This window comes from Desulfoplanes sp. PS50 (genome assembly GCF_053851535.1).
Genome location: NZ_JBSPZA010000014.1, coordinates 16787 through 43766, shown reverse-complemented (window position 1 = coordinate 43766; position 26980 = coordinate 16787). Strand labels below are relative to the sequence as shown.

18 protein-coding genes are annotated in these 26980 nt (G+C 53.0%); 5 read left to right on the top strand and 13 right to left on the bottom strand.

Features of this window, described 5'->3' with window-relative positions; genetic code table 11:
* Positions 1 to 62: 62 nt before the first annotated feature.
* The 4 genes from ACTVJH_RS07970 to ACTVJH_RS07955 all read right to left on the bottom strand — a co-directional run bounded on the left by ACTVJH_RS07970 (position 63) and on the right by ACTVJH_RS07955 (position 11111).
* Entirely contained in the window at positions 63 to 1412 is a 1350-nt protein-coding gene (locus ACTVJH_RS07970; RefSeq protein WP_455989228.1) for a hypothetical protein, read from the bottom strand.
* The gene (locus tag ACTVJH_RS07965; RefSeq protein WP_455989226.1) at positions 1391 to 6883 is read right to left on the bottom strand and encodes a GDSL-type esterase/lipase family protein; all 5493 of its coding nucleotides are present in this window, start codon (positions 6881 to 6883) and stop codon (positions 1391 to 1393) included. Before ACTVJH_RS07965 ends, ACTVJH_RS07970 begins: the two co-directional genes overlap by 22 nt.
* Positions 6884 to 7329: 446 nt before the next feature.
* Positions 7330 to 9489 (bottom strand): RelA/SpoT family protein, encoded by a 2160-nt coding sequence (locus ACTVJH_RS07960; protein ID WP_455989224.1) that lies wholly within the window; start codon positions 9487 to 9489, stop codon positions 7330 to 7332.
* An 83-nt stretch (positions 9490 to 9572) separates the two neighbouring features.
* Complete coding sequence (locus tag ACTVJH_RS07955) at positions 9573 to 11111, bottom strand: peptide-binding protein (RefSeq protein WP_455989222.1); 1539 nt, start codon at positions 11109 to 11111, stop codon at positions 9573 to 9575.
* A gap of 603 nt (positions 11112 to 11714) precedes the next feature.
* On the opposite strand from ACTVJH_RS07955, the gene ACTVJH_RS07950 reads away from it, so the two are divergent.
* The 4 genes from ACTVJH_RS07950 to bioB all read left to right on the top strand — a co-directional run bounded on the left by ACTVJH_RS07950 (position 11715) and on the right by bioB (position 18308).
* A complete protein-coding gene (locus ACTVJH_RS07950) occupies positions 11715 to 14921 on the top strand; it encodes an SNF2-related protein (RefSeq protein ID WP_455989220.1) in 3207 nt (1068 codons plus the stop codon).
* A 310-nt stretch (positions 14922 to 15231) separates the two neighbouring features.
* Positions 15232 to 16521, top strand: a complete 1290-nt coding sequence (gene bioA, locus ACTVJH_RS07945; RefSeq protein ID WP_455989218.1) for an adenosylmethionine--8-amino-7-oxononanoate transaminase — start codon at positions 15232 to 15234, stop codon at positions 16519 to 16521.
* A gap of 60 nt (positions 16522 to 16581) precedes the next feature.
* The gene (gene bioD / locus ACTVJH_RS07940; protein ID WP_455989216.1) at positions 16582 to 17229 is read left to right on the top strand and encodes a dethiobiotin synthase; all 648 of its coding nucleotides are present in this window, start codon (positions 16582 to 16584) and stop codon (positions 17227 to 17229) included.
* A 95-nt stretch (positions 17230 to 17324) separates the two neighbouring features.
* Entirely contained in the window at positions 17325 to 18308 is a 984-nt protein-coding gene (gene bioB / locus ACTVJH_RS07935; RefSeq protein WP_455989214.1) for a biotin synthase BioB, read from the top strand.
* 24 nt (positions 18309 to 18332) lie between these two features.
* Here the strand turns inward: bioB and ACTVJH_RS07930 are convergent, their stop codons facing one another.
* The 4 genes from ACTVJH_RS07930 to ACTVJH_RS07915 form a co-directional block, all read right to left on the bottom strand.
* Positions 18333 to 19091 carry a methyltransferase domain-containing protein gene (locus ACTVJH_RS07930; protein ID WP_455989212.1) on the bottom strand — a complete coding sequence of 253 codons (759 nt, stop codon included), beginning with the start codon at positions 19089 to 19091 and terminating at the stop codon, positions 18333 to 18335.
* Complete coding sequence (locus ACTVJH_RS07925) at positions 19088 to 19717, bottom strand: alpha/beta hydrolase (RefSeq protein ID WP_455989210.1); 630 nt, start codon at positions 19715 to 19717, stop codon at positions 19088 to 19090. The genes ACTVJH_RS07930 and ACTVJH_RS07925 overlap by 4 nt, the downstream gene beginning before the upstream one ends.
* Before the next feature lie 166 nt (positions 19718 to 19883).
* Positions 19884 to 21056 (bottom strand): 8-amino-7-oxononanoate synthase, encoded by a 1173-nt coding sequence (gene bioF, locus ACTVJH_RS07920; protein ID WP_455989208.1) that lies wholly within the window; start codon positions 21054 to 21056, stop codon positions 19884 to 19886.
* A gap of 77 nt (positions 21057 to 21133) precedes the next feature.
* Positions 21134 to 21559, bottom strand: a complete 426-nt coding sequence (locus tag ACTVJH_RS07915) for a hypothetical protein (RefSeq protein ID WP_455989206.1) — start codon at positions 21557 to 21559, stop codon at positions 21134 to 21136.
* A 206-nt stretch (positions 21560 to 21765) separates the two neighbouring features.
* Between ACTVJH_RS07915 and ACTVJH_RS07910 the strand changes: the two genes are divergently transcribed.
* Positions 21766 to 23289, top strand: coding sequence for a CDP-archaeol synthase (locus ACTVJH_RS07910; protein WP_455989204.1), 1524 nt, complete (start codon positions 21766 to 21768; stop codon positions 23287 to 23289).
* A gap of 132 nt (positions 23290 to 23421) precedes the next feature.
* Here ACTVJH_RS07910 and ACTVJH_RS07905 read toward each other — a convergent pair whose 3' ends face one another.
* From ACTVJH_RS07905 to ACTVJH_RS07885, 5 genes are all read right to left on the bottom strand, one after another.
* The gene (locus ACTVJH_RS07905) at positions 23422 to 23856 is read right to left on the bottom strand and encodes an iron-sulfur cluster assembly scaffold protein (RefSeq protein ID WP_455989202.1); all 435 of its coding nucleotides are present in this window, start codon (positions 23854 to 23856) and stop codon (positions 23422 to 23424) included.
* 159 nt (positions 23857 to 24015) lie between these two features.
* A complete protein-coding gene (locus ACTVJH_RS07900) occupies positions 24016 to 24936 on the bottom strand; it encodes a manganese-dependent inorganic pyrophosphatase (protein WP_455989200.1) in 921 nt (306 codons plus the stop codon).
* A 394-nt stretch (positions 24937 to 25330) separates the two neighbouring features.
* The gene (locus tag ACTVJH_RS07895) at positions 25331 to 25921 is read right to left on the bottom strand and encodes a hypothetical protein (RefSeq protein ID WP_455989198.1); all 591 of its coding nucleotides are present in this window, start codon (positions 25919 to 25921) and stop codon (positions 25331 to 25333) included.
* Between the two features lie 103 nt (positions 25922 to 26024).
* On the bottom strand, positions 26025 to 26492 hold the full coding sequence (locus ACTVJH_RS07890; RefSeq protein WP_455989196.1) for a PTS sugar transporter subunit IIB: 468 nt from the start codon (positions 26490 to 26492) through the stop codon (positions 26025 to 26027).
* Positions 26493 to 26900, bottom strand: coding sequence for a PTS sugar transporter subunit IIA (locus tag ACTVJH_RS07885; protein ID WP_455989194.1), 408 nt, complete (start codon positions 26898 to 26900; stop codon positions 26493 to 26495).
* Positions 26901 to 26980 lie beyond the last annotated feature (80 nt).

The window sequence follows — 26980 nt, the reverse complement described above, 5'->3', positions numbered from 1 at the left end:
GAGTAAAACAGTCGGTTCTTCATCGCTACTGCCTGACGTACCTTCCTGCACGCCGGATGAGACTATCGATCCGAAAATACCGCATACCCGACTATTTCGTCGTAATGCTTCACCTCGCTGTCCAGGGATTGTTCCTCGTCAATATGGATGGTAGCCATGGTTCCGGTCAACAGATCGCACCGAATAGTGGACGGATTGTCGCCATTGAAGGTTTGCATGTCGGCAACAAAACCCTGGTTGAGCGAATAGTCCTGATCAAAAACGAGATCCCACCCGTAGCTGGTGACCACCAAACCGGTTCTGTCCACCTTGAACCGCTTGCGGTTGACCACGCCACTTGCGGGTTCCCAGGCGATATATCCGACCGACTCGCTGCCATGGATCTGGTCGGCGGCCTCCTCCTCCTGAAGCGTACAGGTAAATCCCTGATTCGAAATTCCCGACAACCGGATCACACAGGGTGACGGATCGTTTTCTGTACTCACCGATGCAAAGAGAACCGGGGGCTGATTGCATATGGAAGCAAAGAAAACATCCCGACTGCCGCTCCCTGCATCCATATCCGCCAGACCCGCCTGTACAAGGGTTCCATCGTTTAAGACATAGTCGCCTTTTTCCATAACCATGTATCCCGCGATCTCTTGCCCATGGTTTCCATCCTGATAGGCCCACTCCTGAACGCGGACATCACATCCCGATGAGGTGACATTGGATATCCGGATCGTGGCCGGTTCATTATCACCATGACCGAGCGGTCCGAAGACAACGACCGGTGAGCTGTAGCCTGCCTTGAAATCCAGATGTCTCAAGGAGGAATCGATCGCCATGACACCGGTTTCAAAAACCATGTTCGTGACGCTCGGCTCGGTGGAAAGGGCATCACCAGGATCATATCCATCCCTTATTTCGAGCCCGTCAGGATCCCCGTCTCCATCGGCATCAGGATCAAGGATGTTGATCAGTCCGTCACCGTCGAGATCCTGGTTCCATGCGTCCCCCCAATACGTCAGTTCTTCCATGTCGTTGAGGCCATCCTCGTCTGAATCCGGATTGCCCGGGTCGGTCCCATAGAGATCTGTTTCCTGCGTATTGGTCAATCCGTCACCGTCGAGATCGACCTGAATCGAGACATGGGTACAGGCCATAAAGGCAACGGGCTCACCGTAGTGATCCAGTTCCAGATCACGCGACTGTTCTTCCACAATGGCCAGTTGCACCGTGGTTGCGGCTTTGTGATCGTGACGCACATTGGCCGGATTACCGCCAACCGTATCCTGCATATCAGCCAGAAGAACCGGGGGCATGGAAAACCCGTTTCCCAGAAAACAGGCTTGCATTTCATGGGTGATGCGTGGTTCCACAAGGCCGATGACGAACCGATGCCCATTGACTATGCCGGGGAATCTTCCCAAGCGATACAGGAAACCGTTTCGGATCCATGGATCTGGTCTCCGTCTTCTTCTTCCTGCAACGCATAGGTGAATCCGTTTACCGTCAGATCATCTATCCTCCCGACCACAGCCGAGGGGTCGTTTTCTGAAACCACCGATGCGAATACCCGGGGTATCCGGTTGAAGCTCTGCTTGAAGAAAAAGGATTGTTTGGTTCCCTGAGAGACCTCAATGTTTTCCGCACAGAGCAGTGTGCCATCCCCCAGGATGTACTTACCGCTTTCCATGACCAGATAACCCGCTGTTTCGCTGCCATGATCCGTATTTTGATAATTCCAGGGCCGGATGCGCACATCACATCCCGTGGCATTCAGATTCCTGACCCGGATCGTTGCCGGACGCGCGTTGGTCGAACCCATGGGTCCAGCCACGAACACGGGGTTCGTGAATCCTCCGGTGAAGTCGAGATGCTGCCAACCGTCATGAATTTCGATTTCTCCCACCTGGAAAAGAATCTCATCACTGCTCGGCGACACGGACAGGGGATCGGCGGGATCGGTGCCCATGAGAATCTCGTAGCCGTCATAGTCACCATCATTGTCAGCGTCCGGATCGAGCAGATTGATCACTCCGTCCCCATCGATGTCCTCGTTCCAACGATCTCCCCAATACGCGAGCTCCTGACCGTCCTTCAGTCCATCATTGTCGGAATCGTCATGGTCCGGCAGGGTTCCATACACAATTGTTTCACGATAATTGTCGATCCCGTCGCGGTCCAGATCCACATCGTCAGCATGCCGGGAACAAACGACAAACCCCACGACCTCGGGAACCACATGCTCCATTTCGACATCGAGGGACTGCTCTTCCTTGACCATCACCTCCATCATCTGCGTATTTCGATTTCCCAGGCGAAGATTGCAGGTGTTCGCGCCATGGTATGTCTGCATATCCGCCAAGACATCGGGGGCAGCCGCCAGGGATCTCAAAAAGATCACCTCGCGCAGATAATGATCCATGGTCATGGGAGATCGGCCTACCTCAACCGCTGTATCATCCACGATGCCGCAATAGGGTTCCCATGCGACATACCCGATCCGTTCAACCCCATGTACCTGATCACCCTGTTCCTCTTCCTGGAGAAGGCAGGTAAAACTCTGCAGACCGATTTCGATGATTCTGATGACAGCAGGATCGGTTTCCCGGTCGGTCATAACGGAAGTGATGATCACGGGCGCCTCATCAAAGGGTTCGCCAAAAGGCACTGAAACCGGCTCTCCACCCTGAATATCCTTATATCCGGCCCGGACATGAACACCATCTTCAAGGACATACTCCCCGTATTCCATGGCCATATAGGTCAACGGTTCCTCTGCATGATCGTCATCCTGATACGCCCACTCCCTGATCCGGATATCGAATCCCGTTGCATTGACATTGCGGATACACAGGGTTGCCGGCTGGATGTCGTTAAGCCCCATGGGCCCGGCGACCACAACGGGTTCCCTGTATGATTTTTGAAAATTGATCCGTTTCCAACCACTGCTGACCTGGATTTCCCGGGATTCGAAGACAAGGGTGTGCTGATCCGGCGGAAAGGATTGCGCATCAAGGGGATCATACCCATGGAGCCGTTCATATCCGTCCAGATACCCATCGTTGTCCGAGTCCGGATCCAGGAGATTGATCAATCCATCATTGTCCGGGTCCTGATTCCACGCATCTCCAAAAAAGGCGACCTCCTCACCATCGTTGATCCCGTCACCATCGGTGTCGGCACGGGTGGCATTGGTTCCGTAGATGGTCGCTTCGTCCTCGTTTCCCAGACCGTCCCTGTCCAGATCGTCATCGACCAGATACCGGGGGAACACCATGTATCCGACCTCTTCGCCCACATGGTCCACTTCCGCATCGAGGGACTGCTCTTCCTCGATCTTGATGTCCACTCCGGTTGTGGTCTTGTTGCGGAACCTGAGATTGGCCGTGTTGTCGCCGTAAAAGGTCTGCATATCCGCCAGAAAAACCGGAGACGCTGTAAAATCCTGATCAAAGGTCATGGACTGGAATTCATGGGTCACCAGTGAAGGATGTCTGACAACGCTGAAGGTCATATCACTCACCGTCCCGGAAAATGCCTCCCAGGCGACATAGGCGACCGTCTCACTGGCATGGATCTGATCTCCCTCCTCTTCTTCCTGGAGCAGATAGTTGAAGCCGGACGTGGTGATTTCCCCCAGCCGTCCGACCACCGGGATGGCATCGTTTTCAGTGATCACCGAAATGAATACCAGAGGCAAGGTGTTGAATTGCTGATTGAATGCAAAGTGAAGGAGTCCTCCGCCGTTGGTGGAGACCATTCCGGCGCAGACCCGGGTACCGTCTTTAAGGGTATATTTCCCCTGCTCCATGACGAAAAAACCGACCTCTTCACGGGCATGGACCCCGTCTTCATACTCCCACTCCCTGACCGCCATTTCACATCCTGTGGCGTTCACATTACGGATTCTGACCATAGCGGGATCGATCTCCGCAAATCCGATGGGCCCGGCAACCACGATGGGGTGGGAAAATCGCTTTCCAAACTCGACCCGCTCCCACTCATTCCCCAAAAGGACCTCGCCCATGGCCAGGATCAATTCGTTCTGATTGGGTGAACAGGAAAGAGGGTCTCCGGGATCGTATCCGTTTTCGATCTCGTAGCCGTCGAGATCACCGTCCCCGTCAGCGTCCGGATCACACAGATTGACCACTCCGTCGCTGTCGAGGTCCTGGTTCCATGCCTCCCCCCAATAGGTCAGTTCCTCACCGTCGAGCAATCCGTCATTATCCGAATCCGGATACTCGGGGTTCGTACCGTAGACTCCTTCCTGATCATTGGGAATGCCGTCGCCATCCTGATCCACGTCCCGGGGATCGGCAGAAAAAACGAAATAACCTACCGACTCTGAATAATGCGAGGTTTCATCATCCAGCGACTGTTCTTCATCAATGAGCACATCGACACCGTCTCCCGTGGTATCTGAAAAACGCACATTGCAGGGATCGGTCCCGATCAGGGTCTGCATGTCAGCGACACACCCGGGCTGGCCCGCAAAGGACGAGACAAACGGGATATGATACAACGCATCCGTCACCACCCGTCCTGACCTTCCCACTTCAAAGGCCATTTGCGACAAAATACCCGATGAGGGCTCCCAGGCGATATAGGATATGGTCTCCTGGGCATGGGTCTGATCGCTTTGCTCCTCTTCCTGGAGACCATACTCAAACCCATGTACGGTTATATCATCAATCCGACCAATCACGGCTTCACTTTCGTTGACACTGGATACCGAAGAAAGAACTATAGGAGGCTCGCTGAACACCTGGGGATAGTCGATCTGCTGCCGGGCTCCTGAAGCCAGGGTAGTAAACTTGTCGGCACAGATTCTGACCCCCCCTTCGAGAGTATATTTTCCTCTCTCCATGACCAGATAGGAGACGGTTTCAGCGAGATGCAGATTATCCTGATACCCCCATTCCTGAACCTTGATCTCGAATCCGGTACTTTCCACATTGCGGACGCGAAGGGTTGCCGGCTCGTCCTGACCAAGTTCCAGAGGGCCTGCCACAACAACCGGATCATTGAATGACTGTTTGAAATCCACTCGCTTCCAATCACCGCTCACGGAGATTGCAGCGGCCTCGAGAATGGGAAGTGTCGTTCCCTGTGACACGGACGCCGGATCAAGGGGGTTATATCCATTGGAGATCTCATAACCATCTGTATCGCCATCATTATCCGAATCAGGATCAAGAAGCTGGATCAACCCGTCCTGATCATAATCCTGATTCCAAAGATCACCCCAGTACGCCAGTTCAGCACCGTCCCCGATACCGTCATCGTCCGTGTCCATGCGCGAGGGATCTGTTCCATAGACAGTTCGTTCTTCCGAATCCGGAATACCGTCTCGATCCGCATCCACATCGGATGCCTTGGAAATAAGGGCGATATACCCCACGTCCTCGCTCTTGTGACTTACCTCGGTATCGAAAGAAAGCTCTTCCTGAGCGTACAGGGAAATGGATGAGGCACTGCGCTGATTCCACCTCAAGGTACAGGGATCGCTCCCGTGAAAACTCTGGAACGCACCCACAAACACCGGAGTGGACGGGAAGCTGGAGAAAAAAGGCAGGGAGACAGCCGTATTGGGGACCAGCTGATCGACACGGCGAACCTCAAAGGAGATATCGTGCAGACTGCCGACGGATGGCTCCCAGGCGATATAGGCGATTCTTTCCGTAGCGTGGATCTGCTCGCGGCTCTCCTGCTCCTGCATCTTGCAGGTGAACCCCCAGGTTGCGATCGTATCGATACGCAGAGAAACCGCATCGGATTCATTGCAGCTTTCCACGCACGCCACCACCACCGGAGGCTCGGTAACCGTCTGCGCGAAAAGCACATCTCCAAAGTCCACGCACGCGTTCGTGTCCACATGCCCCGCAGCGATCAAGGTCCCGTCGGCCAGGGAATAGACGCCCTTCTCCATGACCAGATACCCGACCTGTTCCGGGCCGTGGTCATCGGCGAGATACTCCCACGCCTGCACACGGATCTCACATCCTGTTGCATTGACATTGCGAACGCGAACAACCGCGGGATCACTGTCTCCGGACCCCATGGGGCTGACGACCACAACGGGATCGACATATCTGCGCTCGAACTCAAGCCGTCTCCACGCATGATCCGCAGCGACCTCGCCCGCCTCCAGGGGAGGGAGATTGGTCAGATCCAGGAGATCCTTGAGAGGCCAGTACCACGTGTCGGCGATTTTTTGGTATCCGATTTCCGAGGGATGCCGCATGTCATAGAAATCAGCACTTCCGGGAGAATAATCCAGGGCGTTTTCCAGATTCACCAGGGTCAGTCTGTCCCCGGCCGCGATGCGGGACTGGATCATGTCAGACAGCAGAAGATTGAGTTGAGAGGTGTTGACCCTGTAGAATTCCGACCCATCCTCCTCGACCAGATTGATGATCTGGGCCACGAGAACCATCACTTCGCTGTGATACCGATCGATTTCGTCCAGGATGGTTGCCACTTCGGCCACGATCTCGGAGGGAGGCTGGCGGGCGGTTATATCGTTGGTGCCGATGTGCAGGAGCACGATATCGGCGGGATTGCTCACCAGCCAGGCGTAGACATTGCTTCCCAGTTCATCGGCGGTTCGTCCGCCGTAGGACTCGTGATCGGGGTCTTCAAACCGGCCATCGCATTGCAGGCCGACCAGATCAATATCGTATCCCTGCTGGCGGAAGGCCTCATACAGGGGTTTTCTGTACCCGTTGAAAAACATTCCCAGTCCGTCGGACTGCCCATATCCCCGGGTGATGGAATCCCCAAGAGGCATGATGGTATAGGCCGGGCTGTAAAATCCATAAACCTCGCATACGAAGAGAAGCAAAAGCGAACAGACACTGCCTGCCAACCTGACCGGGTGTACCCATTTCATCGACTCCTCCTTTGCTTCTCGGCATGAAGACGGTCTACGCCCTTATGGTGTCATCGCTCGCGAGGACGCAGGTTGCCGCTCGACGCTCCCGTTTCCCGGGTGCTGCGCGCTTTTCGGGATATCCGCTCTTTTCGAAACCACCTGCCCATGAACGATCTGCATTTTCTTTTCCAAAAAAGGTTCCTTTTTTTTCATGTTTTTTCAGCTGGATACTCAAACAGTACATAAAAGCCCGAGAAATGCTTCCCGGGCTTTCGTCCGTATAAAACGGAATATGTCAGATTTGGTGGACAGTTCTGCATGGTTGTGAACCCGGGTCGCACACTTCTTGGCGCACTAGATCTTGGCCTGGATCAACTTCGCTCACCAATAAGAAAGGGGCGAACATCTTGTTCGCCCCTTTCTTATTGGTGAGCGTGCATAGAACTAAAACGCCGCTATCTCTGTCAGTCCGTTGTTCTGCGGATGACCTCCAGAACCGGGGGAAGTTTGCGCAGCTTTTCAATGGTCTCATAGAGGTGGGTGGTGTCCCGTACCTGGATAGTGAGAAAAATCTCTGTATTTCCATCGACATCGGATCTGAAATTTCCCGAATCGATGTTCACGTCTTCTTCGGCCAGCTGGGTGGCCACGGTTGCCAGAACCCCCCGCTGATTCCTGCATTTCATCTTTATTTTCACGGGTAATCGTTGATGCCCGGAATCTTCCCATTGGACGTCAAGAAGGCGTTCTTCCTCCATATTGGCCACGTTGGGGCAATCCTGGGTATGAACGGTCACCCCTCTGCCCCGGCTGATGTACCCGACTATGGGGTCACCCGGAACCGGATTGCAACACTGGGCGAACCGGACAAGGACATCCTCGACCCCTCTGACCTTGATGGAGTCCGAACTCGGTTTCTGTTCCTCTCTGGACCGGGCAGCTTCCTGCTCTTTCGCCCGCTTTTCAACCCGTTCCGGCTTCAATTCCTCCTTGGGCAAAAGCTGGTGCAAAAGCTGTTTGGGTGTGATCCGGGCATAGCCTACCGCGGAAAGAAGATCGTCCACGGTCTTGAGGGACATATCCCTGGCAATGGGCTCGAGATCCCCGTTTTTCAGGGCCTTGACAAAATTGATACCCAGCTTGCGTCCTTCCTTTTCAAGAACCTCCTTGGCCAGAGAGATGGAGCGCGTCCGCTCTTCCGTACGCATCCAGTGTTTGATCCGGGTCCTGGCCTTGGCCGTCTTCACGAATTGCAGCCAGTCACTGCTCGGATGACGCCCCTGGGTGGTGAGGATCTCGACGGTATCCCCGTTGACCAGGGGGGTATTCAAGGGAACGAGCCGACCGTTTACCTTGGCCCCGGAGCATTGATTGCCCACCTCGGTGTGGATGGTGTAGGCAAAATCCACGGGAGTCGCTCCTTCAGGCAATTCCCTGACCTGACCATGCGGAGTGAAGACGTAGACCTCGTCCTGAAAGAGATCGAAGCGCAAAGACGACATGAATTCTCTGGAATTCTTGAGTTCTCCCTGCCAGTCCAATATTTGGCGCAACCAGGAAAACCGATCCGCATCCTTGTCTTTGAGCCTGGAGCCTTCCTTGTAGAGCCAGTGCGCAGCGACACCGTATTCAGCAAGCCTGTGCATCTCCTGGGTCCGAATCTGAATCTCGATCCGTTCCCCCTCGGGACCGATGACAGTGGTGTGCAGACTCTGATACATATTTGGCTTGGGCATGGAAATGTAATCCTTGAATCGCCCGGGAACGGGTTTCCAAAGCGAATGCACCAATCCCAAAACCGTATAACAATCCTTGACCGTCTTGACATTGGCCCTGAAGGCAATCAGGTCGTAAATCTGCTCGAACGTCAGCTTCTGGACCTTCATCTTGTGGTAGATGCTGTAGGTGTGCTTGATCCGTCCGGATATGGTTCCATCGACATTGTTGTCCTTTAAAAGATTGCCGATGAGCGTACACACATTGTCGATATATCCCTGACCGGCAACCTGATGTTCCTTGAGCCCCTCCTGGATCTGATTGTAGATATCCGGTTTCTGATAGCGAAGACTCAAATCCTCGAGCTGGACCTTGAGGATGTACAGGCCAAGCCGATTGGCCAGGGGGGCATAGATATCCATGGTTTCCTGGGCGATCAGCCGCTGCTTGATCTCCTTTTGGAACTCCAGGGTACGCATGTTGTGCAACCGATCGGCAAGCTTGACCATGATCACGCGGATATCATCGGCCATGGCCAGAATCATCTTGCGGATATTCTCGGCCTGGGCCTCCTCCCGGGAGTCGAATTTCATCTTGCTGATCTTGGTCACCCCTTCCACGATCTTGGCCACGTCCTCCCCGAATTGACCGGCCAGGTCTTTACGGGTGGCAATGGTGTCCTCGATGGTGTCATGCAGAAGTCCGGCAGCAATGGTTGGGGCGTCAAGCTGCAGTCCTGCGAGGATATTGGCCACTTCCAGGGGATGTGACAGATAGGGTTCTCCGGACAGCCGGATCTGACCGGCGTGGGCGGAGGCGGAAAAGATATATGCCTTCTGGATAAGACCCTGTTCCGAAGGGGAGAGGTAGGAATCGACCTTGTCCAGGATTTCATTGATTCGGATCATGATGATATGGTATTGGAAAAAAGTTGATGAAGGAAGTGATGGTATTCTCAAACGATTCCGGGGGCAATCATTTATGGCGGTGATCAGCGCATCTGCTGCAGGGATTTGGGAACCCACCAATCGTTGAAGTTGTAGGTGATCCCCGCGGGTGCCGGTTCTATGCCCATGAATCGGGACTGGACAATGGGCAGGGACATGGGAACGTACAAAAAACAATAGGGCTGGTCACGATGCAGAATTTCCTGAATGCGATCATACACGGGTTTACGGTCATTTTGATCGATGAGCCGACGCCCCTTTTCCAGAAGCAGATCGAGCTCCTCGTTCTCGTAGCCCACGAAATTGAGTCCTCCGGGAACGGCCTTGGATGAATGCCATACATTATAGCTATCCGGGTCTTGCAGAATATTCCATCCGAGAAGCAAGGCGTCAAAGCGCCCCTTGTTCACGAATTCCTTGATAAAGGTGGCCCACTCAACGGTTCTGATTTTTACCTTGATGCCGATCTGCTTGAGCCGATACTGGATAATGGTGGCGGCCTTGATTCTGAGGCTGTTGCCCTGATTGGTGAGAATGGTAAACTCAAAAGCACGACCATCCCTGTCCAGCCATCCATCCCCGTCATGATCCTCCCAGCCGGCCGTGGCCAGGAGATCCCTGGCCGTGGACGGATCATACCTATAGTCCTGTATGTCGGTATTATAGACCCAGGTCCCGGGCTTGTAGGGGCCGATGGTGGATTGCCCCTGTCCCAGAAGCACCCCTTTGACAATCTCCTGTTTGTCGATGGCATGGGCCATGGCCTGGCGAACCCTGACATCGGCAAACAATGGACGCTTCAGATTGTATCCAAGATAGGCATAACTGAAGGAAAGGTATTCAAACTTGTCGAACCCCTGTTCCCACAGGGGGCCGTCTGTCTGATACAGATATTGCTGGGGGGAAAGGGTCATCATGTCCAGATTCCCGGACTTGAGTTCCATGAACATGGTTGTCGTGTCCGGGATAAACCGATAGACTATCGTGTCGATATTCGGTCTGCCCTCGAAATAATCCTCATTGGCCGCAAGTACGATCCTTCTTCCCGGTTCCCACTCCATGAGTTTGTAGGCACCAGCCCCCACGGGATGTCTGCTGTACGACGTATCGAGGAGATCCTCGTTGGCAAGAACATGCTTGGGCAGGATGAGCGAGGCCCAGGTGGAGAGAGCCCGGGCAAAGGGCTGAGCATACGAAACCTCAAAGGTATAGTCATCCACAAGGGTGAACGACTCGATGGCCTTGAAGTTCTCTGCATAGGCGGTGGGGGTCTCTGGATCGATCATCAACCTGTAGGTGAACTCGACATCCTCTGCGGTCAAAGGATGGCCGTCAAACCACCGGATATCCTTCCGCAGAATGAACCGGAACCGGAGTCCGTCGTCCAGGACCTCATAGGACCGGGCAGCCCACGGCTCAAGTTCGATCTCCTTGTTGTAGCGCAGCAAAGCCACATAGAGATATTCGGCAATCTCGTGGGAGGCACCATCCGAGGCCAAAGGGGGGATGAGATTACTCGGCTCGCCAATGGACCCCAAGACGATCCGCCCTCCAGGTGTGGGCCCCTTTTCAGGTTCAACCATGTCTGAAGGCACTCGTGAAACCGAGGGAGGACTTTCAAATGAATCACATCCAAAGAATGGGACAACAATGATCACCGACCAAAGAATCCATATAAATCGCATCTCGATACCCCTGATATCCTTTTTCATTTCCTGTCTTGGTGACAAAGATGCCACGGGCTACATAATTTTCACGAAGTGCTTGAAAAAAAATTCAACTTTGATTAGATGGATGAATCGTTTGTTGCGCGTAAAAAATTTGTATGACAATATTTATTGTTGCTCCAAGCCCATATTTCGGGTTTGTGACCCCATCCCGGCCTATCATCTGTCCTGAATGAGCCGGTCAAGCAAATAATACAAAAAACGTAACTATTCAGGTCAAAATTTAGCAAAAGCAACAGGCTGGAATATATCGTTAGATTTGAGTGCCAGCCCGTAAATTTCAGAGATTTAAGGATTTAAGAAATTTTAGAAATTGAGGACCTGGACGCTAACCGCTTGTAATTTCTTAAATCTCTTAAATTTCTTAAATTCGTAATTCTGATTCTTGAGAAATGCACCTGAATAGTTACAAAACAATATAAATTCTGGTAGATAGAGTTTCAAGGAGAGAATCATCTCATGAAAGACCAAGAAGAGCACAGAGTTAAAACTCTTCTGAGCGAATACATCAACGATAATATTCCCGAGTATATCCTCGAAGGTGCCAAAGCCATTGTCCTGGATGAACGCATCCAGAAACTGGACATTCTTAAAAACGAATTTTCCTGGGATATTGAAGGCCAGATCCAAGGTGATGATTTTCAAGTATACAACTCGGAAATAGGAATCAACCTGGATCAGGGCAGTGTAAATGTCTATTGCAATTGTGCCGAGGCATTTAGCGGGGCGTGTAAACATGCCGCAGCCGTACTTCTGAAGGTTTCCGAGCAATTGTCTGATGATCAGGATGAAGATCTGGTCAAGCCCAAAACAGATTGGAAACAAAATTTCCGCATATTCTTTTCAACGGAACTTGAGCCAGAAGCAGGACAACACTATCTTATTTATCGTTTTTTTCCCGAACACGGACGCCTGCAGATCGAGTTTTACAGAGCACGACAGAACAAATCCGGTCTTTCTACGGTTCAAAATCCTGTTACTCTTGAACAGATCATCCGCAATCCCAATTGGTGCGAAGTATCACCACAACTTCCCAGGGTGTGTGAACAGATTGGACAATATCTGGACTATTACGGCCACCGGGTTGAAATTCCCTTTGGCCTGTTAACCTGGTTTTTCTGGGCCATCCGCAAGGAATATTATCTTTTCTGGCAGGAAACCGAAACCCCGATCCGTATCGAAAGCACCCCCATGCGTTTGCAGGTCAGTCCACGGATCAATGAAGAAGGCCTTGGATTCGAGCTCATGCTCGGCCGCGAAGGCAAGGTCCCCTTTTCCATCACCAGCCACGAAGTCTATTTTTACGGCAATCTTCCCTTGTGGGTCTGCTGGAAACACAATTTCTATCCCCTGCAGACAGGACTCTCCCCCCAGCTTGTCCAGGAACTGGTCACTGAGCAGCCGGTTATCCCGAATTCGGACATCTCCGAGTTTCTCGACCGTGTCTGGACCAAGATTCCCTCATCGGACCTCTATGGACAGGACGAATTTCTGGAACGCATGGCCCCCATTTTCGTCCCGGCCACTTACAATCCCAAGCTGTTCCTTGGGGAGGAAGGCAGCCTGCTGACCCTGGAGATCCAGAATATCTACGAAACCGAACATGGTGAGATCACCCTGCCGGGTCCCAATCAGGACTTTCAGACAGGAAGTTATCAATTCGAAGGGAAATCCTTTCTTTTACGTCGGGACCAGGAGCAAGAGGAAAAACTCCTGACCATGCTCGTGGACATGGGCTTTCAATCCAGAAGCAATTCCTTGTGGTTTCTGGAACCCGAAGAGGCCATCGTGTTTTTGCTCGATGCCTATCCCAAAGTGGTCGAAGAGTACCGGGTATATGGCGAAAAAGACCTGACCCGATTCAAGGTCAGGCTGACCCCGCCCAGTGTCGTGGCCAAGATCGAAACCCAGGAGGACGACAAGTGGTTCAACCTGGATATCAATGTCGAATACGAGGACTTGAGCGTTCCCATTGACAAGATCTGGAAGGCGTGGACCAATGGAAAACGCTATGTCCAGCTCAAGGATGGCTCGTACACCGGCCTTCCTGAATCCTGGCTGGAAAAATTGGGACACAAGCTGCATGCCATGGGGCTTGATCCGGAGAAGCCGCCCAAGAAAAAATTCGAAAACTTCGAGGCCCCTGTCCTGGACAAGATCCTCGAGGATATTCCAGAGACCCAGTCCGACCAGTTCTGGGACACCCTTCGGGACAAGATCCATCAGTTCCAGGAAATCAGGCAGATCGAGGTCCCGGCCGAGGTCCAGGCCACCTTGCGCCCCTACCAGACCCAGGGTCTGAGTTATCTCAATTTTCTCAAGGAATACAATTTCGGCGGTATCCTTGCCGATGAGATGGGACTTGGGAAAACCATCCAGACCCTCTCGTTTCTTCAATACATGAAGAATCAAAAGATCAAGGAACCCAACCTGATCATTGTACCGACCTCGGTTTTGCCCAACTGGGAGCGGGAGGCCCAAAAATTTGTACCCAACATGACGCGACTGGTCATCTACGGATCCAGACGGGAGGGCCTGTTCAAGGAGATCCCCAAATCCGAACTGGTTTTGACCACCTACGCCCTGTTGCGCCGGGATCTGGATGAGATTCTCAAATACGAATACAATACCGTGATCCTTGACGAGGCCCAGAATATCAAGAACCCGAACACCATCACCGCTCGGTCGGTCAGAAAGATCGATGCCAAGCTCAGATTGTGTCTCTCGGGTACGCCTATTGAGAACAATCTGCTGGAACTCTGGTCTCTGTTTGAATTCCTCATGCCCGGCTTTCTGGGATCGCAATCAGCCTTTCAAAAAGGCTTTATCAAGCCCATCAAGGACGGAGATCAGGAGAGTCTCGATTACCTCCAGGCACGGGTCAAACCGTTCATTCTGCGCCGGACCAAATCCGAAGTGGCCAAGGATCTGCCGCCCAAGGTGGAAAACGTGTTCTACTCCGCCCTGCTCGAGGAACAGACAGAACTCTATTCCGCCCTGGCCAAGAAGCTCAAGGAACAGGTCATGCAGAAGGTGGACGAAAAGGGTGTCTCCGGCAGTCAGATGTCCATCCTCGATGCCTTGCTCAAGCTCAGACAGATCTGTTGCCATCCCAGATTGCTCAAACTGGATATGCCGGGTGTGAATACGAACATGTCTTCAGGAAAGTTCGAGGCCTTCAAAAACCTCTCGCAGACCATCATCGAAGATGGGCACAAGGTTCTGGTTTTCTCCCAGTTCGTGCAGATGCTGCATATCATCCGCTCCTGGCTGACCATGGAAGAGATCCCCTTTGCCTATCTCGACGGTACCAGCAAGGACAGATTCGAGCAGGTGGACCGGTTCAACAACAACCCGGACATCCCCATCTTCCTTATCTCCCTCAAAGCCGGAGGCACAGGCCTCAACCTGACATCGGCCGACTACGTCATTCACTATGATCCCTGGTGGAACCCGGCTGTGGAGGCCCAGGCCACAGACAGAACCCACCGTATCGGCCAGACCAGACAGGTGTTTTCCTACAAAATGATCTGTGAAAACACGGTGGAAGAAAAGATCCTCAAACTCCAGGAGCAGAAAAAAGGGATTGCAGATTCCATCATCCCCGGTCAAAGTGCCTGGAAGTCACTCACCAGAGACGATCTGGAAATGCTGTTTGAGATATAAAATAAGTACGCAGTACACAAAAGTGCACAGTACGCAGTGCATAAAAGTGCACAGTACGCAGTGCGCAGTGCGCAGGTCATAGTCGGCAATTCATGGGTAGCTGTGCGTATTTTTGGGAATCCCGGCCTTTGGTCGGGATTTCCGGTTAAAGCGACATGCCCATCATACGCTGTACCAACCGTGCCCATACGATCCACCATGTCTTTTCTGTGCACTGCGCACTGCGAACTTTCTATGTCTTTTCTGCGCACTGCGCACTGCGTACTGCGCACTTTCTTCCTGCGTACTTTATACCCCCCACGAGAACGCCATGAATCAATCAATTAACGATCTTTTATCCTTTGACCGCGAGCACATCTGGCATCCCTATACCTCCATGCGCAATCCCCTGCCGGTCTTTCCCGTGCAGTCGGCACACGGGGTGCGCATACGCCTTGCCGACGGCAGGGAACTGATCGACGGAATGTCCTCCTGGTGGTCAGCTATCCACGGGTATAATCATCCGGTGCTCAACAAGGCCCTTGTCGATCAGGTGCAGAAGATGGCCCACGTCATGTTCGGCGGGCTGACCCATGAACCAGCAATCACCCTGGCCAGACTGCTCACGGATATCGCCCCCGAGGGCTTGACCCGTGTCTTTCTCGCCGACTCGGGTTCGGTTTCCGTGGAAGTGGCCCTGAAGATGGCCTTTCAGTACTGGTTCTCAAAGGGAAACACCAATAAAAACAAGCTCATGACCATACGGGGAGGCTACCACGGGGATACCTTCGGGGCCATGGGGGTCTGCGATCCCGTCACCGGAATGCACGAAATCTTCACCGGCATCCTGCCCGAACATATCTTTGCCCCGCGCCCGGACTGCCCGTTTGACGCGCCTTTTGACCCGTCCTGCATGAAAGAATTTGAAACACTTCTCAAGCGTCACAGCCAGGAGCTGGCCGCGGTCATTCTCGAACCCATTGTCCAGGGAGCCGGAGGGATGTGGTTCTATTCCCCCGAATATCTGGCCCGTGTGCGGGAACTCTGTGACGCCCATGACATTCTTTTGATCGCCGATGAGATCGCAACGGGATTCGGACGCACCGGTACCATGTTCGCCTGCGAACACGCACATATCACCCCGGATATCATGTGCGTGGGCAAGGCCCTGACCGGCGGCTGCATGACCCTGGCAGCCACCCTGGCCACGGACAGGGTGGCGGAAACAATCTCCAAAGGATCGGCACCAGCCCTGATGCACGGACCCACCTTCATGGGCAATCCCCTGGCCTGTGCGGTTGCCTGCGCATCCATCAGGCTTCTCATGTCCACCCCATGGCAGAAACAGATCCAGACCATCAGCGATCAATTGAATCGCGAGCTCACCCCCTGCAAGGCGTCTTCGAATGTGGCCGATGTCAGGGTTCTCGGGGCCATCGGGGTCGTGGAGATGAACCAATCCGTGGACATGGCCGTCCTGCAACAGTTTTTTGTCGATCAGGGCGTCTGGATCCGCCCCTTTGGACGGCTCATCTATGTCATGCCCCCCTATGTCATCAGCCCGGAGGATCTCTCCCAACTGACCCGGGCCATCCAGAAGGTCGCATTCAAAAAAGCATAGCTGAACGACAATTCTTCAGATCGAAGAGCATCGTCCCACTCTTTCACCCACAGGTGCTGCATGTCCTGTATCTTTCCTGATCGTTTCTTTATCACCGGTACGGACACGGATATCGGCAAGACAGTGATCGCGGCCATGCTCACACAAGGTCTTGGCGCCCGGTATTTCAAACCCATCCAGAGCGGAACCGAGCAGACCACGGATACGGATACGGTCAGACAACTGACCGGGCTTCCACGTGAATATTTTTCTGCCTCCGCATATACGCTCAAGGCTCCGCTTTCCCCCCATCTGGCCGCTGCGCGGGAAAACACACGCATCGATCTCACAGCCATCACCCTGCCTGCCGATCCACCGACTCCCGGAGGTCCGGGGCAGCGTCTGATTGTCGAGGGGGCGGGTGGGCTGATGGTCCCTTTGAATGAAAAAGATCTGATGATCGATCTGATCAAACAGCTTGATCTGCCAGCGATTCTGGTTGCTCCCAATCGGCTGGGCACCATCAACCAGACCCTGTTGTCCCTTGCGGCCCTGCGAGCCCGTTCCATTTCGGTCATCGGGGTGATCCTGAATCAAGGAATCAATGACGATCATGCCCAGGCCATCGCCCGCTTTGGCCGTGTTCCCGTGATCGCCCAGGTTCCGAACCTCCCTGTTTTGTCCCCTCTTCTCCTTGCGGAGTGGTTCAACCGTCTTTTTGTCAACTAATGCGGCCAAGCCGCAGTTTTAGGTTTCAAGTTCAAGCGGTTATAAAATTTTCTTGTTTTTATGGCAGACTTTCGCGAGTAAGGTACTAACGTATCATGTCCACAGCAAAAAAACATATTTTTCAGCTTGCTCACAAGGCCCTGGATACCGATCTCTCCAGAGACGAACTCATCGAACTGGTCCGGATTCCCGAACACGACCTCCCTGAGCTGTTTGAAGGGGCCGATCGCATCCGGACCCATTTTTTCGGCAGATCTATTCATCTGTGCACCATCCTGAACGCCAAATCCGGCCGCTGCTCAGAAGACTGCCGGTACTGCGCCCAATCAAGTCATTTTGTCACCCAGGTCCCTTCCTACCCCCTGCTGGGGCGCAAGGAGCTTGTACAAGGCGGCATGATGGCATCGCATTCTCCCATCAATCGATACTCCTTAGTCACATCGGGACGCAGACTGCCCAAAAAAGAAATCCCCCAGGTGGCCAGCGCCCTGAGGGACATGAAAGATGGCACAGTGAAACTCTGCGCCTCCCTTGGAATTCTCGATTGCGAGGATATGAGAAAACTCGCAGCAAACGGGATGACCAGGTACCACCACAATCTGGAAACCTGCGCCGAACTCTTCCCATCCATCTGCACCACCCACACCTTTGAGCAACGGGTGGCAACCATACGCGCGGCCAAACAGGCCGGACTCCAGGTATGTTCGGGGGGCATCTTCGGGCTCGGGGAGACTCTCAAGCAGGCCCTCGATCTCGCCCTGACCTTGCGTGAGCTGGAGGTGGACGCCGTGCCCATGAATTTTCTCATCCCCATTCCAGGAACCCCTCTTGAAAACGCCCGTCCCCTGCGTCCCCTCGAGTGCCTGCACCGCATCGCCCTGTTCCGGTTCGCACTTCCCGATACGGAAATCATCATCTGCGGCGGCCGGGTGGCCACGCTCAAAGACCTCCACCCCCGTGTCTTTCAGGCCGGTGCCAGCGGGATCATGACCGGAAACTATCTGACCCGTTCAGGCAGAACCCTTGATGAGGATCTCAAACTTCTCGATGATCTCGGACTTGAACCACGAACCAAGTGATTTTCCTGTTCCCTTCTCCGCAAATCACAACTTCTTTCCGCTGAGATAGAGAATTTCATAGGTGGCCCGAACCCCTTCCCTGTCCGTGAATCTCTCGCTGTATTCCCGGGAGAATCTGGCATATCGTTGCCTGCCAACCTTTCCCATCCGCGGTGTGGCCTTGGCGCCCGTGCCCTGATGGGCCCGTAAAAAGGTTGCCACGCTATCGTAATGCATGATCCGGGTTGATCTGTGGCTCTCCCAGCTGATATCGTTAATCTGTGACATGATCCGTTCATACTCCCGGGCGGGACGCAGGGGAAACGCCGATCCAAATCCTGTGGATGCACTCACCGCTTCAAGTTCCGCCAGGGTCCCCTGAACAAAAAGGGCCAGGGCGAACCATCCCCCGGGACGAAGGAGAGCCAGATTACGGGGAATCGATTCGTCCGGATTGAGATACCATTGCAGGGCGGATGAGCTGACCAGAAGATCGACACGTCCCGGGGCAAGGGGTGGGTTCTCGCCGTCACCTACAAGGGGAAAGACACCGGGAAGCGTGAAATAGATACCCTTTTTGACCATGCCAGGGGCCAGGTCCAGGGCCAGATAGAGACGGGCATCGACCCGGGGGGCGAGAAGCGCGGTCAGGAATCCGGCTCCTGAGCCGATCTCCAGAACCGTGTCATAGGACCCGGACGCAACCAGTTTGGAGCAATCACGGGCCACGTCGCGCTGGACAACGGCCCATTTTTCATAACTGCGACTGGCCCGGTCAAAGGCGTTACGTATACGTGATTTCAAGAAGTGGTCGTATTGATAAGTGAGAGAAGCAGGGATTCATCAACGAGGTGGCCACAGCGAAACTGATGCACCGCGGCCTGGGGCAAAAGTGAGCAGACTTCATGGAATGCTCGACAAGGAACGATCCGGTCCTTTGTCCCATGGACGAGATGGATGTTCGTACCGGTACCTGCAGACCGATCCGGTGCACAATGAGAATGCAACAGATACTCGAGACCACCGACAAGTTCAGAAATACGCACATCTTGCAGGGGGATGCAACCCCCTGGGGGCAGCCCGCAGGTGGCATAAAACTCCCCTACCACACGCGTACCTTCCTTGCTCAAACGATCCTGCATCCTTTTGACAATCCGCACAGGCAGACACCGGGTAAAATCCAGAAATGGCGCCACGAGCACGACCCGTGAAAACCGATTCAAGACAGCATCGCCCCATTTGAGTATCATATGCGCCCCCGTGGACCAGGCTACAAGGGTCTGCGCGTGAATATGGCGCAAAAAGATATCCTTGAGGTCATTTTCTCCAAGAGGAGAAAATGGAACATAAAAATGCTCAATACCCCCAAGACCGGGAAAAAGCTCCCTATATCCAGCCCACCCCGAAAGAAAACAGATATCCTTATGCATGGCCCATATTTTCAGCTATGTTGTGCATGTTTGAAATTTCCTCCCCTCCTCAACACTCTCAAATCTCTTAAACCTCTCAAATCTCTTAAATTTCTTAAATCTCTTAAATCTCTTAAATTTCTTAAATCTCTTAAATTTCTTAAATTTCAAAATTTCTTTATAGCAATCATTTCCCCATCTCCCTGCGCAAACGATCAAAGGCTTCCATGATCCTGGCAAGATGATCTTCCTGCATGTCCCCCCGCAGGGCCAACCTGAGGCGCGAGGTGTTCTTGGGCACGGTGGGCGGCCGGATGGCGGACACAAGGACTCCGGAGGCGAGCAGATGGTCTCTGGCCCAGAGGGTCTTTGCATTCTCCCCGATGATTACCGGGATGATCTGGGTAGTCGAACACCCCGTATCAAATCCCAGAGAACGCAAAAAATCACGAAGTCGTGTGGCACGATCGAGCAGCGACATCCCCTGCCCGGGATCTTTTGTGACCGATGCAACCCCGCAAAGCCCCGCAGCAATGACACATGGCGGCAAGGAGGTCGAAAAAATAAACGACCGGGCCCTGTTTTTGAGCACATCGATGATATCGTGTCCGGCGCACACAAATCCACCATACGCCCCGAGTCCCTTGCTCAAGGTTCCCATGTGGATGGGGATCTCCTTTTCAAGTCCCAGCTCGCAGGCAAGCCCCCTTCCGTTTCCAAGCACCCCGGTGGCATGGGCCTCATCCACCATCACGACAACATCATGTTCCTGACACAACGTAACGATACTGCAGAGATCAGCACGATCACCGTCCATGCTGAACACGGAATCAGTAACAAGAAATTTGCGAGGGACATCTCGATATTTTTCAAGACAATACCGCAAATGGTCCATATCGTTATGCCGATACCGGACATGACGGGCCCGGGACATGATGATCCCGTCCACGATGGAGGCATGGTTCAGGCGATCGGAAAAAACAACGCTCCCCCGACCTGCAAAGGCGGTCACAAGGCCCAGGTTGGCGGTGTAGCCTGATCCGAAAACAAGGCAGGATTCCTGGTGCTTGAACTCGGCAAGAGCTGCTTCAAGCCTGTTATAGAGCTCAAAGGTTCCGGTCACCAAACGGGAAGCACTGCTCGAGGTTCCATACGCGTTCACCGCACTGACAGCCGCGTCCTTCATGGCCTCACTGCCGGCCAGACCGAGATAGTTGTTCGAAGCCAGGTTGATGACCTCTGTGCCGTTTATGACGACCATGAGATCGGCCCCGTGGTCTAATTCCGGAATCCTGCGCCACAATCCCTGTTCCCGCAGGGCAGCGGTGGTGGATGTGATCCAATCATCAAAAAAACTCATACCCAACTCGCCTGGAGGATAAAAAAACCCGGTTCGCTTCAGGACGAACCGGGCGTCAAAACGTACGTTGCGACGGATTATTCCTTGGACGCAGCCGCCAACCCTTCGTCAATGCGCTTTTCCACATAGGCCAGCAGATCTTCTTCATAGCCGTCGATATCGAAACAGCAGGCATCTTCGCCAAAAAGTCCTTCCGGGGCGATGTCACCGAGTTCATCAGGATCTGAAATGAGCTCGGCGTAAAAACACACGGACAGCCAACGATCTGAAGGATCATCGTCGATCACGTCAGCCATGACAAAAAGAGGTCGTTTGGACTGTTTGTCGTGCTTGGCGCGGAGAGAATAGGTCACTCCGGGACGGGCGTTGAACTCCAGCGTGCACTCTTCAAGTTTACTCAAATAGTCCTTTAGCCGCATGAATGCCTTTTTGGGCCGGGCCTCGCTATCCTGCCACTTTTTCAGGAATGCATCGACCTGTGCCAGAACATCATTTTTCGCCATGAACAGCTCCTTGTGTCTAAGTGATTCGTGGGTATCCGTGATGACTTTTTGACCGTTCCTTCTCTTCAATCGTATACACCTTCACAGCCACAAAGAAAAGTCCCGGTGCAAAAAAACCAAATCCTTCAAGCTGCTATTGTCACCTGGGGTGAAAACCAGTAGCAAATGACGAAGCGGATTCTCCAACCTTTATACCACCTGCGATCATGCTTCTTTATCTGAAAATTCTTTTTCTGCTCTGGCTTATCAATTTCGCTCCACCTCTTGCCGCCTTCTTTCTTGACGACACGGGCAACGCGCCCATTGACGGGGGACGAACATGGAGGGACCAAAAACCCTTTCTGGGGCCTCACAAGACCTTCAGAGGACTTGCAGCTGCAATATGTGCCGGGGCTTTTTGGGGATATGTCCTGGGGCTGACGATTGGGACAGGAATTGTGTGCGCTGTCCTGAGCATGATGGGTGATCTTGCTTCCAGCTTTGTCAAACGGCGTCTTGATGTAGCCAGCGGCAACGACTTCCCCGGCCTGGACCAGGGGGTGGAAGGATTGCTGCCCCTCGCCTTTCTCACGTACCGGTTTGACCTGGCCTGGCTGGAAATAATTTTTTTGCTGATCGCATTTTGTATCGGCGCGTATGTGGGTTCACGGATCTACAAGGCATTTTTGCGCACAGCAACCACCAGGTACGCTTCCTACCCCCGCCCCCTGAAACCCAGGATTCTGGCCAAGGAATTCTGCTCCTGTCATCTTGAATCCCGCTTCTGGCGCAGCTTCACCCATTTTGAAGATGCCATCTACTATCACCTGATCATCCAGGCGGTGTTCAAGGCAACCGGACTCTACGACCAGGGAAAGGCCAATGCCCTGTGTTTTCAAACCACAAAAATGACCGTGGAGCTCGACAGGCTGCCCAAAAACCTTGAAGGTTTTCGCATTCTTTTCATGAGTGATTTGCACCTCGACGGATTGCCCGGGCTTTCCGAACGACTGGTCAGTCTGCTCCCCAAAATCGAGGTGGATCTGTGCCTGCTTGGCGGGGATTACCGCATGGCCACCTATGGCAATTATCGGGATTGTCTGACCCGTCTTGAGATGGTCACTGGGGCGATCAGGTCACGCCATGGAATCATCGCGATTCTGGGCAATCACGATTGCATCGAGATGACAGACGCCCTCACTCAAATGGGCGTTCAGGTCCTTGTCAACGATGCTCTGTGTATTGAAGAGCATGATGAGTCCCTGTGGATTGCCGGGACCGATGATCCCCATTACTACCAATGCGCCGACCTCGACCAGACCTTTGAAAACATCCCGAAAGAGGCATGCACCATTTTCATGGCCCATTCCCCGGAACTCTACAACAAGGTGTGCCACAAGGCCGATTTATATCTGACGGGCCATACCCACGGAGGACAGATCCGGATTCCCCGCATAGGCGCTGTATTCACCCATTGCAAGGCCCCGCGCCGTGTCTGCTCCGGCCACTGGTCAGAGGGAAAGATGCAGGGATATACCAGTAACGGCGTCGGGGTTTCAGGCGTTCCAGTGAGATTCAATTGTCCGGGAGAAATCGTGATCCTGACCCTTCGATGCGGACCCCAAAAAGACATGGGGAGAAAAGGAGACGGGAAACAGGAGACAGGAAGCAGAGAACAAAGGTCCAAAGACAGATATCACGAGTGCGCAGTGCGCAGTACTCAGTGCGCAGATTGGAACATACCGCCATAACCAGCCACTCACTTTACGTATTCACTCTATCAAACCCCTGAAAAATCCACGCGTTGCCCCCGCCTTTGCTGCATACTGCGCACTGAGCCCTGCACACTGAGCCCTGCACACTGAGCCCTGCGCACTTCTCCCCTACTTTCCATCCTTCTCCAAATACTTGCGCACCGCCTCACGCAGGGTTTCGGCTGCAAGATAGGCGCAATGTTCGTTCTCTTCCGGCAACCCACCCAGGGTTTCAAGCACATCCTTGCCATCGAGCATGCCGGCCTGTTCCACCGTCTTTCCTTGAGCATACTCACAGGCCACCTCCCCACTGACCTGGCTTGAACCACATCCCGTGGTTTCAAACCGGGCCTTGCTGACCACATCATTCTCGATACGCAGATAGATGGTGATCGTATCGCCGCAGCTGCCCGTCAGAGCGGCCCAGGATGAAGGATCATCCATCTTTTCAAGATGAACGGGGTTGCGCCACCGCTTGTACACTTCTTCACCCATGTTTTCGCGGGTGTCTTCAAAGACACGATTTTGCAGATCGTCCAGAAAGGAATCCAGATTATCGCTCATTATCACTCCTTACCTCCATGTGATGGGAAAATCCGATGTAAAGATAAAATCCAGGGGAGGCAATCGGTTTTTCCAGAGCATCACCAAGCATAGTAACGCGAAAAGGCCCGCTACGGAAATCCGCAAGGGCCTTTTCGTTGTTACAGCAGCGAGGAATTTCTAGGCAAAGGCTTTTTCGAAATTAGGCACGACCTGTTTTTTCCGGCTCATGACGCCGTCCAACCAGACCCTGCCGCCTTCGGGCTTGGCACCAAAGGCTTTTTCGACCACGGATTCGTCGTCGGAGACGATGAGCAATTCGGTTCCTTCCTTCATGATGTCGGTGAGCATCAGGAATACGGAATGACGATTGCCTTCTTCCTTGAGGGCCTGGATATCCTTGGCCAGGTCTTCCTTGATGTCGGCGACCAGAGCGAGATCGACCAGTTCGAGCTGACCGATGCCGACCTTGTTGCCATTCATGTTGAAATCCTTGTAGTCACGTTCGACGAGTTCACGCATGGGTGTGCCCTTGATGGCGGACTTGACTTCGAACATCTTCATGCCCAGGGCCTGAAGGTCGGTTTCACCAGCGATCTTGGCCAGTTCTGAAGCAGCCTTCTTGTCCTTTTCCGTGCAGGTGGCGGACTTGAAGATAACGGTATCACTCAGGATGGCGCAAAGCATGAGACCGGCGATACTCTTGGGGATCTCGACATTGTAGAAATCATACATGGCCTTCAGGACAGTACAGGAACAACCAACAGGCCAGATCCAGCATTCCAGAGGATTGGGGGTAGTCACGTCGCCAAGCTTGTGATGGTCGACAATGCCGAGAATTTCGGCTTCCTTCAGATCGTCAGGGCTCTGAGCCAGATCGGAATGGTCCACGAGCATGACTTTTTCGCCAGCAAAAGAGGTTTTGACTTCAGGAACAGCGACACCAAACTTTTCCAGAATAAAGGCGGATTCAGGATTGATTTTTCCCTGGGTGACAGGGGTGGCTTCTACGCCAAGTTTGCTCTGCAGATCGGCAAGAGCAATGGCGCCGCAAACGGTGTCAGAATCGGGATTCTTGTGACCAAATACATACACTGCCATGATTAACCTCCTCAATTGAAAGAAAAAAATTTACTTCATCAGTAGAAATGGAATCCTATGCATGAAGAACGCTTGTGCCAAATATCACAATAGATCGCCACTGCCAAGCGGTTATAAGGGGTAAAATGAACAATTTTTGTATTTCATGATAACAATCTGATTATCGTGAAAAAAACATCTAATTCACCTCTATTGAGTCCACCAAATCATGAGGGATATCCCTAAAAAGCCCGCCACCGCCAAAACGTATGAAACGGACAAAAAGCTGCGGATACGGGATGGCGGCACAGGAAATGGATCATGTACGAAAAATACGTGAAAAAAACGCGAGAAAAAACAGGATAAAAAAACCCGGGCAATGAGACAACCATTCACGAAGTCGCGGGCCCGGATCTTAGAGCGTCAATCCGGCCCACAGAATGAACGTGACCAGGATGATAGCGGTGGTCATGTACATATAAGCCCTTCGAAATCGCATGGCGATGACGCCGCCGAGACTGGCCACCAGCCATAAAAACGGCCAGGATATCCAGGGAACAGGTTGAACGTAAGGGAGAAGATGGTCAAGGATCACTGCGAGGGGAAGGAGAATGACCAGCGACATACCCCCCTGAAGTAACAAGGATTGAACAATCCCCTTGCGAATATAGCTTCCAGGGACAAAAAGCCTGGCATTCCCTTTTCGGGTGGAAACAACCAGAAGATTGAACTCTCTATTCTGCCAGAGACGCTGCCTGGACTCGAGCCAGGCCATAAACGCGGCAAAAGGGATAGTGGCGGTCAGGACAACGAAGATTTTACCGGGATGGCTGATTCCAAGCACCTGAATGAGGCTTAAGGAGGCGATCGTGGAAAAGAGCCCTGCAGGGGGAATGAAGGTTCCCACGGGAATGATATCAAGCCAGAACAGCTCGAAGAAAAAGGCCACTGAAAGACCGATCGCTGGGGAACCGGTGCACAGGGACCAGAAAAAACCTGCTGCCAAGGGTCTGGACAATAATTGCAGGCTTATACAGAACTTGAACAGGGAAAAAACGGCAAAAAAAAACTCCCTGCCGCCAGCACGGCGAATCCGGATACGCCGAGTTCTACCATGACGTTACCTGAACGGGCTTGGTGGGAATACACCTGAAATCAAGATTGATCCCCTGATTGGAAAAAAATCTCAAACAGGTGATATCCTCTTTACCCAGGGCCACATGATCACAAACCTGTTTTTTGCCAGGGCCATAGTGAAGATTGCCGATGTTCAGCTGGGTAAAGCTGACGCCGTGGGTATAGGCGGTTCGGGCATCACTGCAGGTGGAAAAAAGCAGAAGAATGGATGCATTCTGCCGGGCCCTGCGAGCATTGGCTATGGCATGATCCGCCTTGGTAACCTTCGAAAAAGCCAGTGTGATGTCCTGCGGAATGGCCAGTTGCATGATTTCCTGGCGCAACATGTCGTCCGCCAATTCATCGTTGACCACGATGATGGTTCGAGCCTTGGTGTGAGGCAGCCAGGTTTCAATAACCTGGCCATGAACGAGACGATTGTCGATGCGAACCCAGAGCATTTATGCCTCAACCCTCCTGCGCAGCACCTCGCCGGCGACCAGAATTCCCTGCTTGCCGGCTGATTTGGCTTCCGATGCAAGTTTTGGCAATTCAGTTTCACGATTGCCGAGCACCTTGAGAAGCAAAGGAAGATTAACCCCGGTAACCACCTCGAGCCTGCCCACAACAAGCAGAGAAAGGCTGATGTTCGTCGGTGTTCCGCCAAACATGTCGGTCAGGACCAAAACACCCTGGCCCTGATCACATTCTTTGACCGCACTTTTGACCTCGGCCAGAATGGCGTCCATATCCTTGGTGGTGTCAATGGCCACAGCACGGCAACAGGGTGTCTCTCCGACAATTCCGCTGGCCGTCTCGAGTAACATGCGTCCGAGTTCGCCATGGGTTACCAATACAATACCAATCATTCAATCATACTCCACAAATGGGCATAAACAGCTCCTTGGCCCTGAATCTATTCGCATGTCGCTTTTTGCTTGGATAAAGT

Excerpts from the sequence above, each read along its gene's own strand:
- ACTVJH_RS07885 (WP_455989194.1), bottom strand. The coding sequence starts at position 26,900 with ATGATTGGTATTGTATTGGTAACCCATGGCGAACTCGGACGCATGTTA.
- ACTVJH_RS07925 (WP_455989210.1), bottom strand. The coding sequence starts at position 19,717 with ATGCATAAGGATATCTGTTTTCTTTCGGGGTGGGCTGGATATAGGGAG.
- ACTVJH_RS07890 (WP_455989196.1), bottom strand. The coding sequence starts at position 26,492 with ATGCTCTGGGTTCGCATCGACAATCGTCTCGTTCATGGCCAGGTTATT.
- ACTVJH_RS07900 (WP_455989200.1), bottom strand. The coding sequence starts at position 24,936 with ATGGCAGTGTATGTATTTGGTCACAAGAATCCCGATTCTGACACCGTT.
- bioD (WP_455989216.1), top strand. The coding sequence starts at position 16,582 with ATGTCCTGTATCTTTCCTGATCGTTTCTTTATCACCGGTACGGACACG.
- bioF (WP_455989208.1), bottom strand. The coding sequence starts at position 21,056 with ATGAGTTTTTTTGATGATTGGATCACATCCACCACCGCTGCCCTGCGG.
- ACTVJH_RS07910 (WP_455989204.1), top strand. The coding sequence starts at position 21,766 with ATGCTTCTTTATCTGAAAATTCTTTTTCTGCTCTGGCTTATCAATTTC.
- ACTVJH_RS07960 (WP_455989224.1), bottom strand. The coding sequence starts at position 9,489 with ATGATCCGAATCAATGAAATCCTGGACAAGGTCGATTCCTACCTCTCC.
- ACTVJH_RS07955 (WP_455989222.1), bottom strand. The coding sequence starts at position 11,111 with ATGGTTGAACCTGAAAAGGGGCCCACACCTGGAGGGCGGATCGTCTTG.
- ACTVJH_RS07905 (WP_455989202.1), bottom strand. The coding sequence starts at position 23,856 with ATGAGCGATAATCTGGATTCCTTTCTGGACGATCTGCAAAATCGTGTC.
- bioA (WP_455989218.1), top strand. The coding sequence starts at position 15,232 with ATGAATCAATCAATTAACGATCTTTTATCCTTTGACCGCGAGCACATC.
- ACTVJH_RS07915 (WP_455989206.1), bottom strand. The coding sequence starts at position 21,559 with ATGGCGAAAAATGATGTTCTGGCACAGGTCGATGCATTCCTGAAAAAG.
- bioB (WP_455989214.1), top strand. The coding sequence starts at position 17,325 with ATGTCCACAGCAAAAAAACATATTTTTCAGCTTGCTCACAAGGCCCTG.
- ACTVJH_RS07950 (WP_455989220.1), top strand. The coding sequence starts at position 11,715 with ATGAAAGACCAAGAAGAGCACAGAGTTAAAACTCTTCTGAGCGAATAC.
- ACTVJH_RS07965 (WP_455989226.1), bottom strand. The coding sequence starts at position 6,883 with ATGAAATGGGTACACCCGGTCAGGTTGGCAGGCAGTGTCTGTTCGCTT.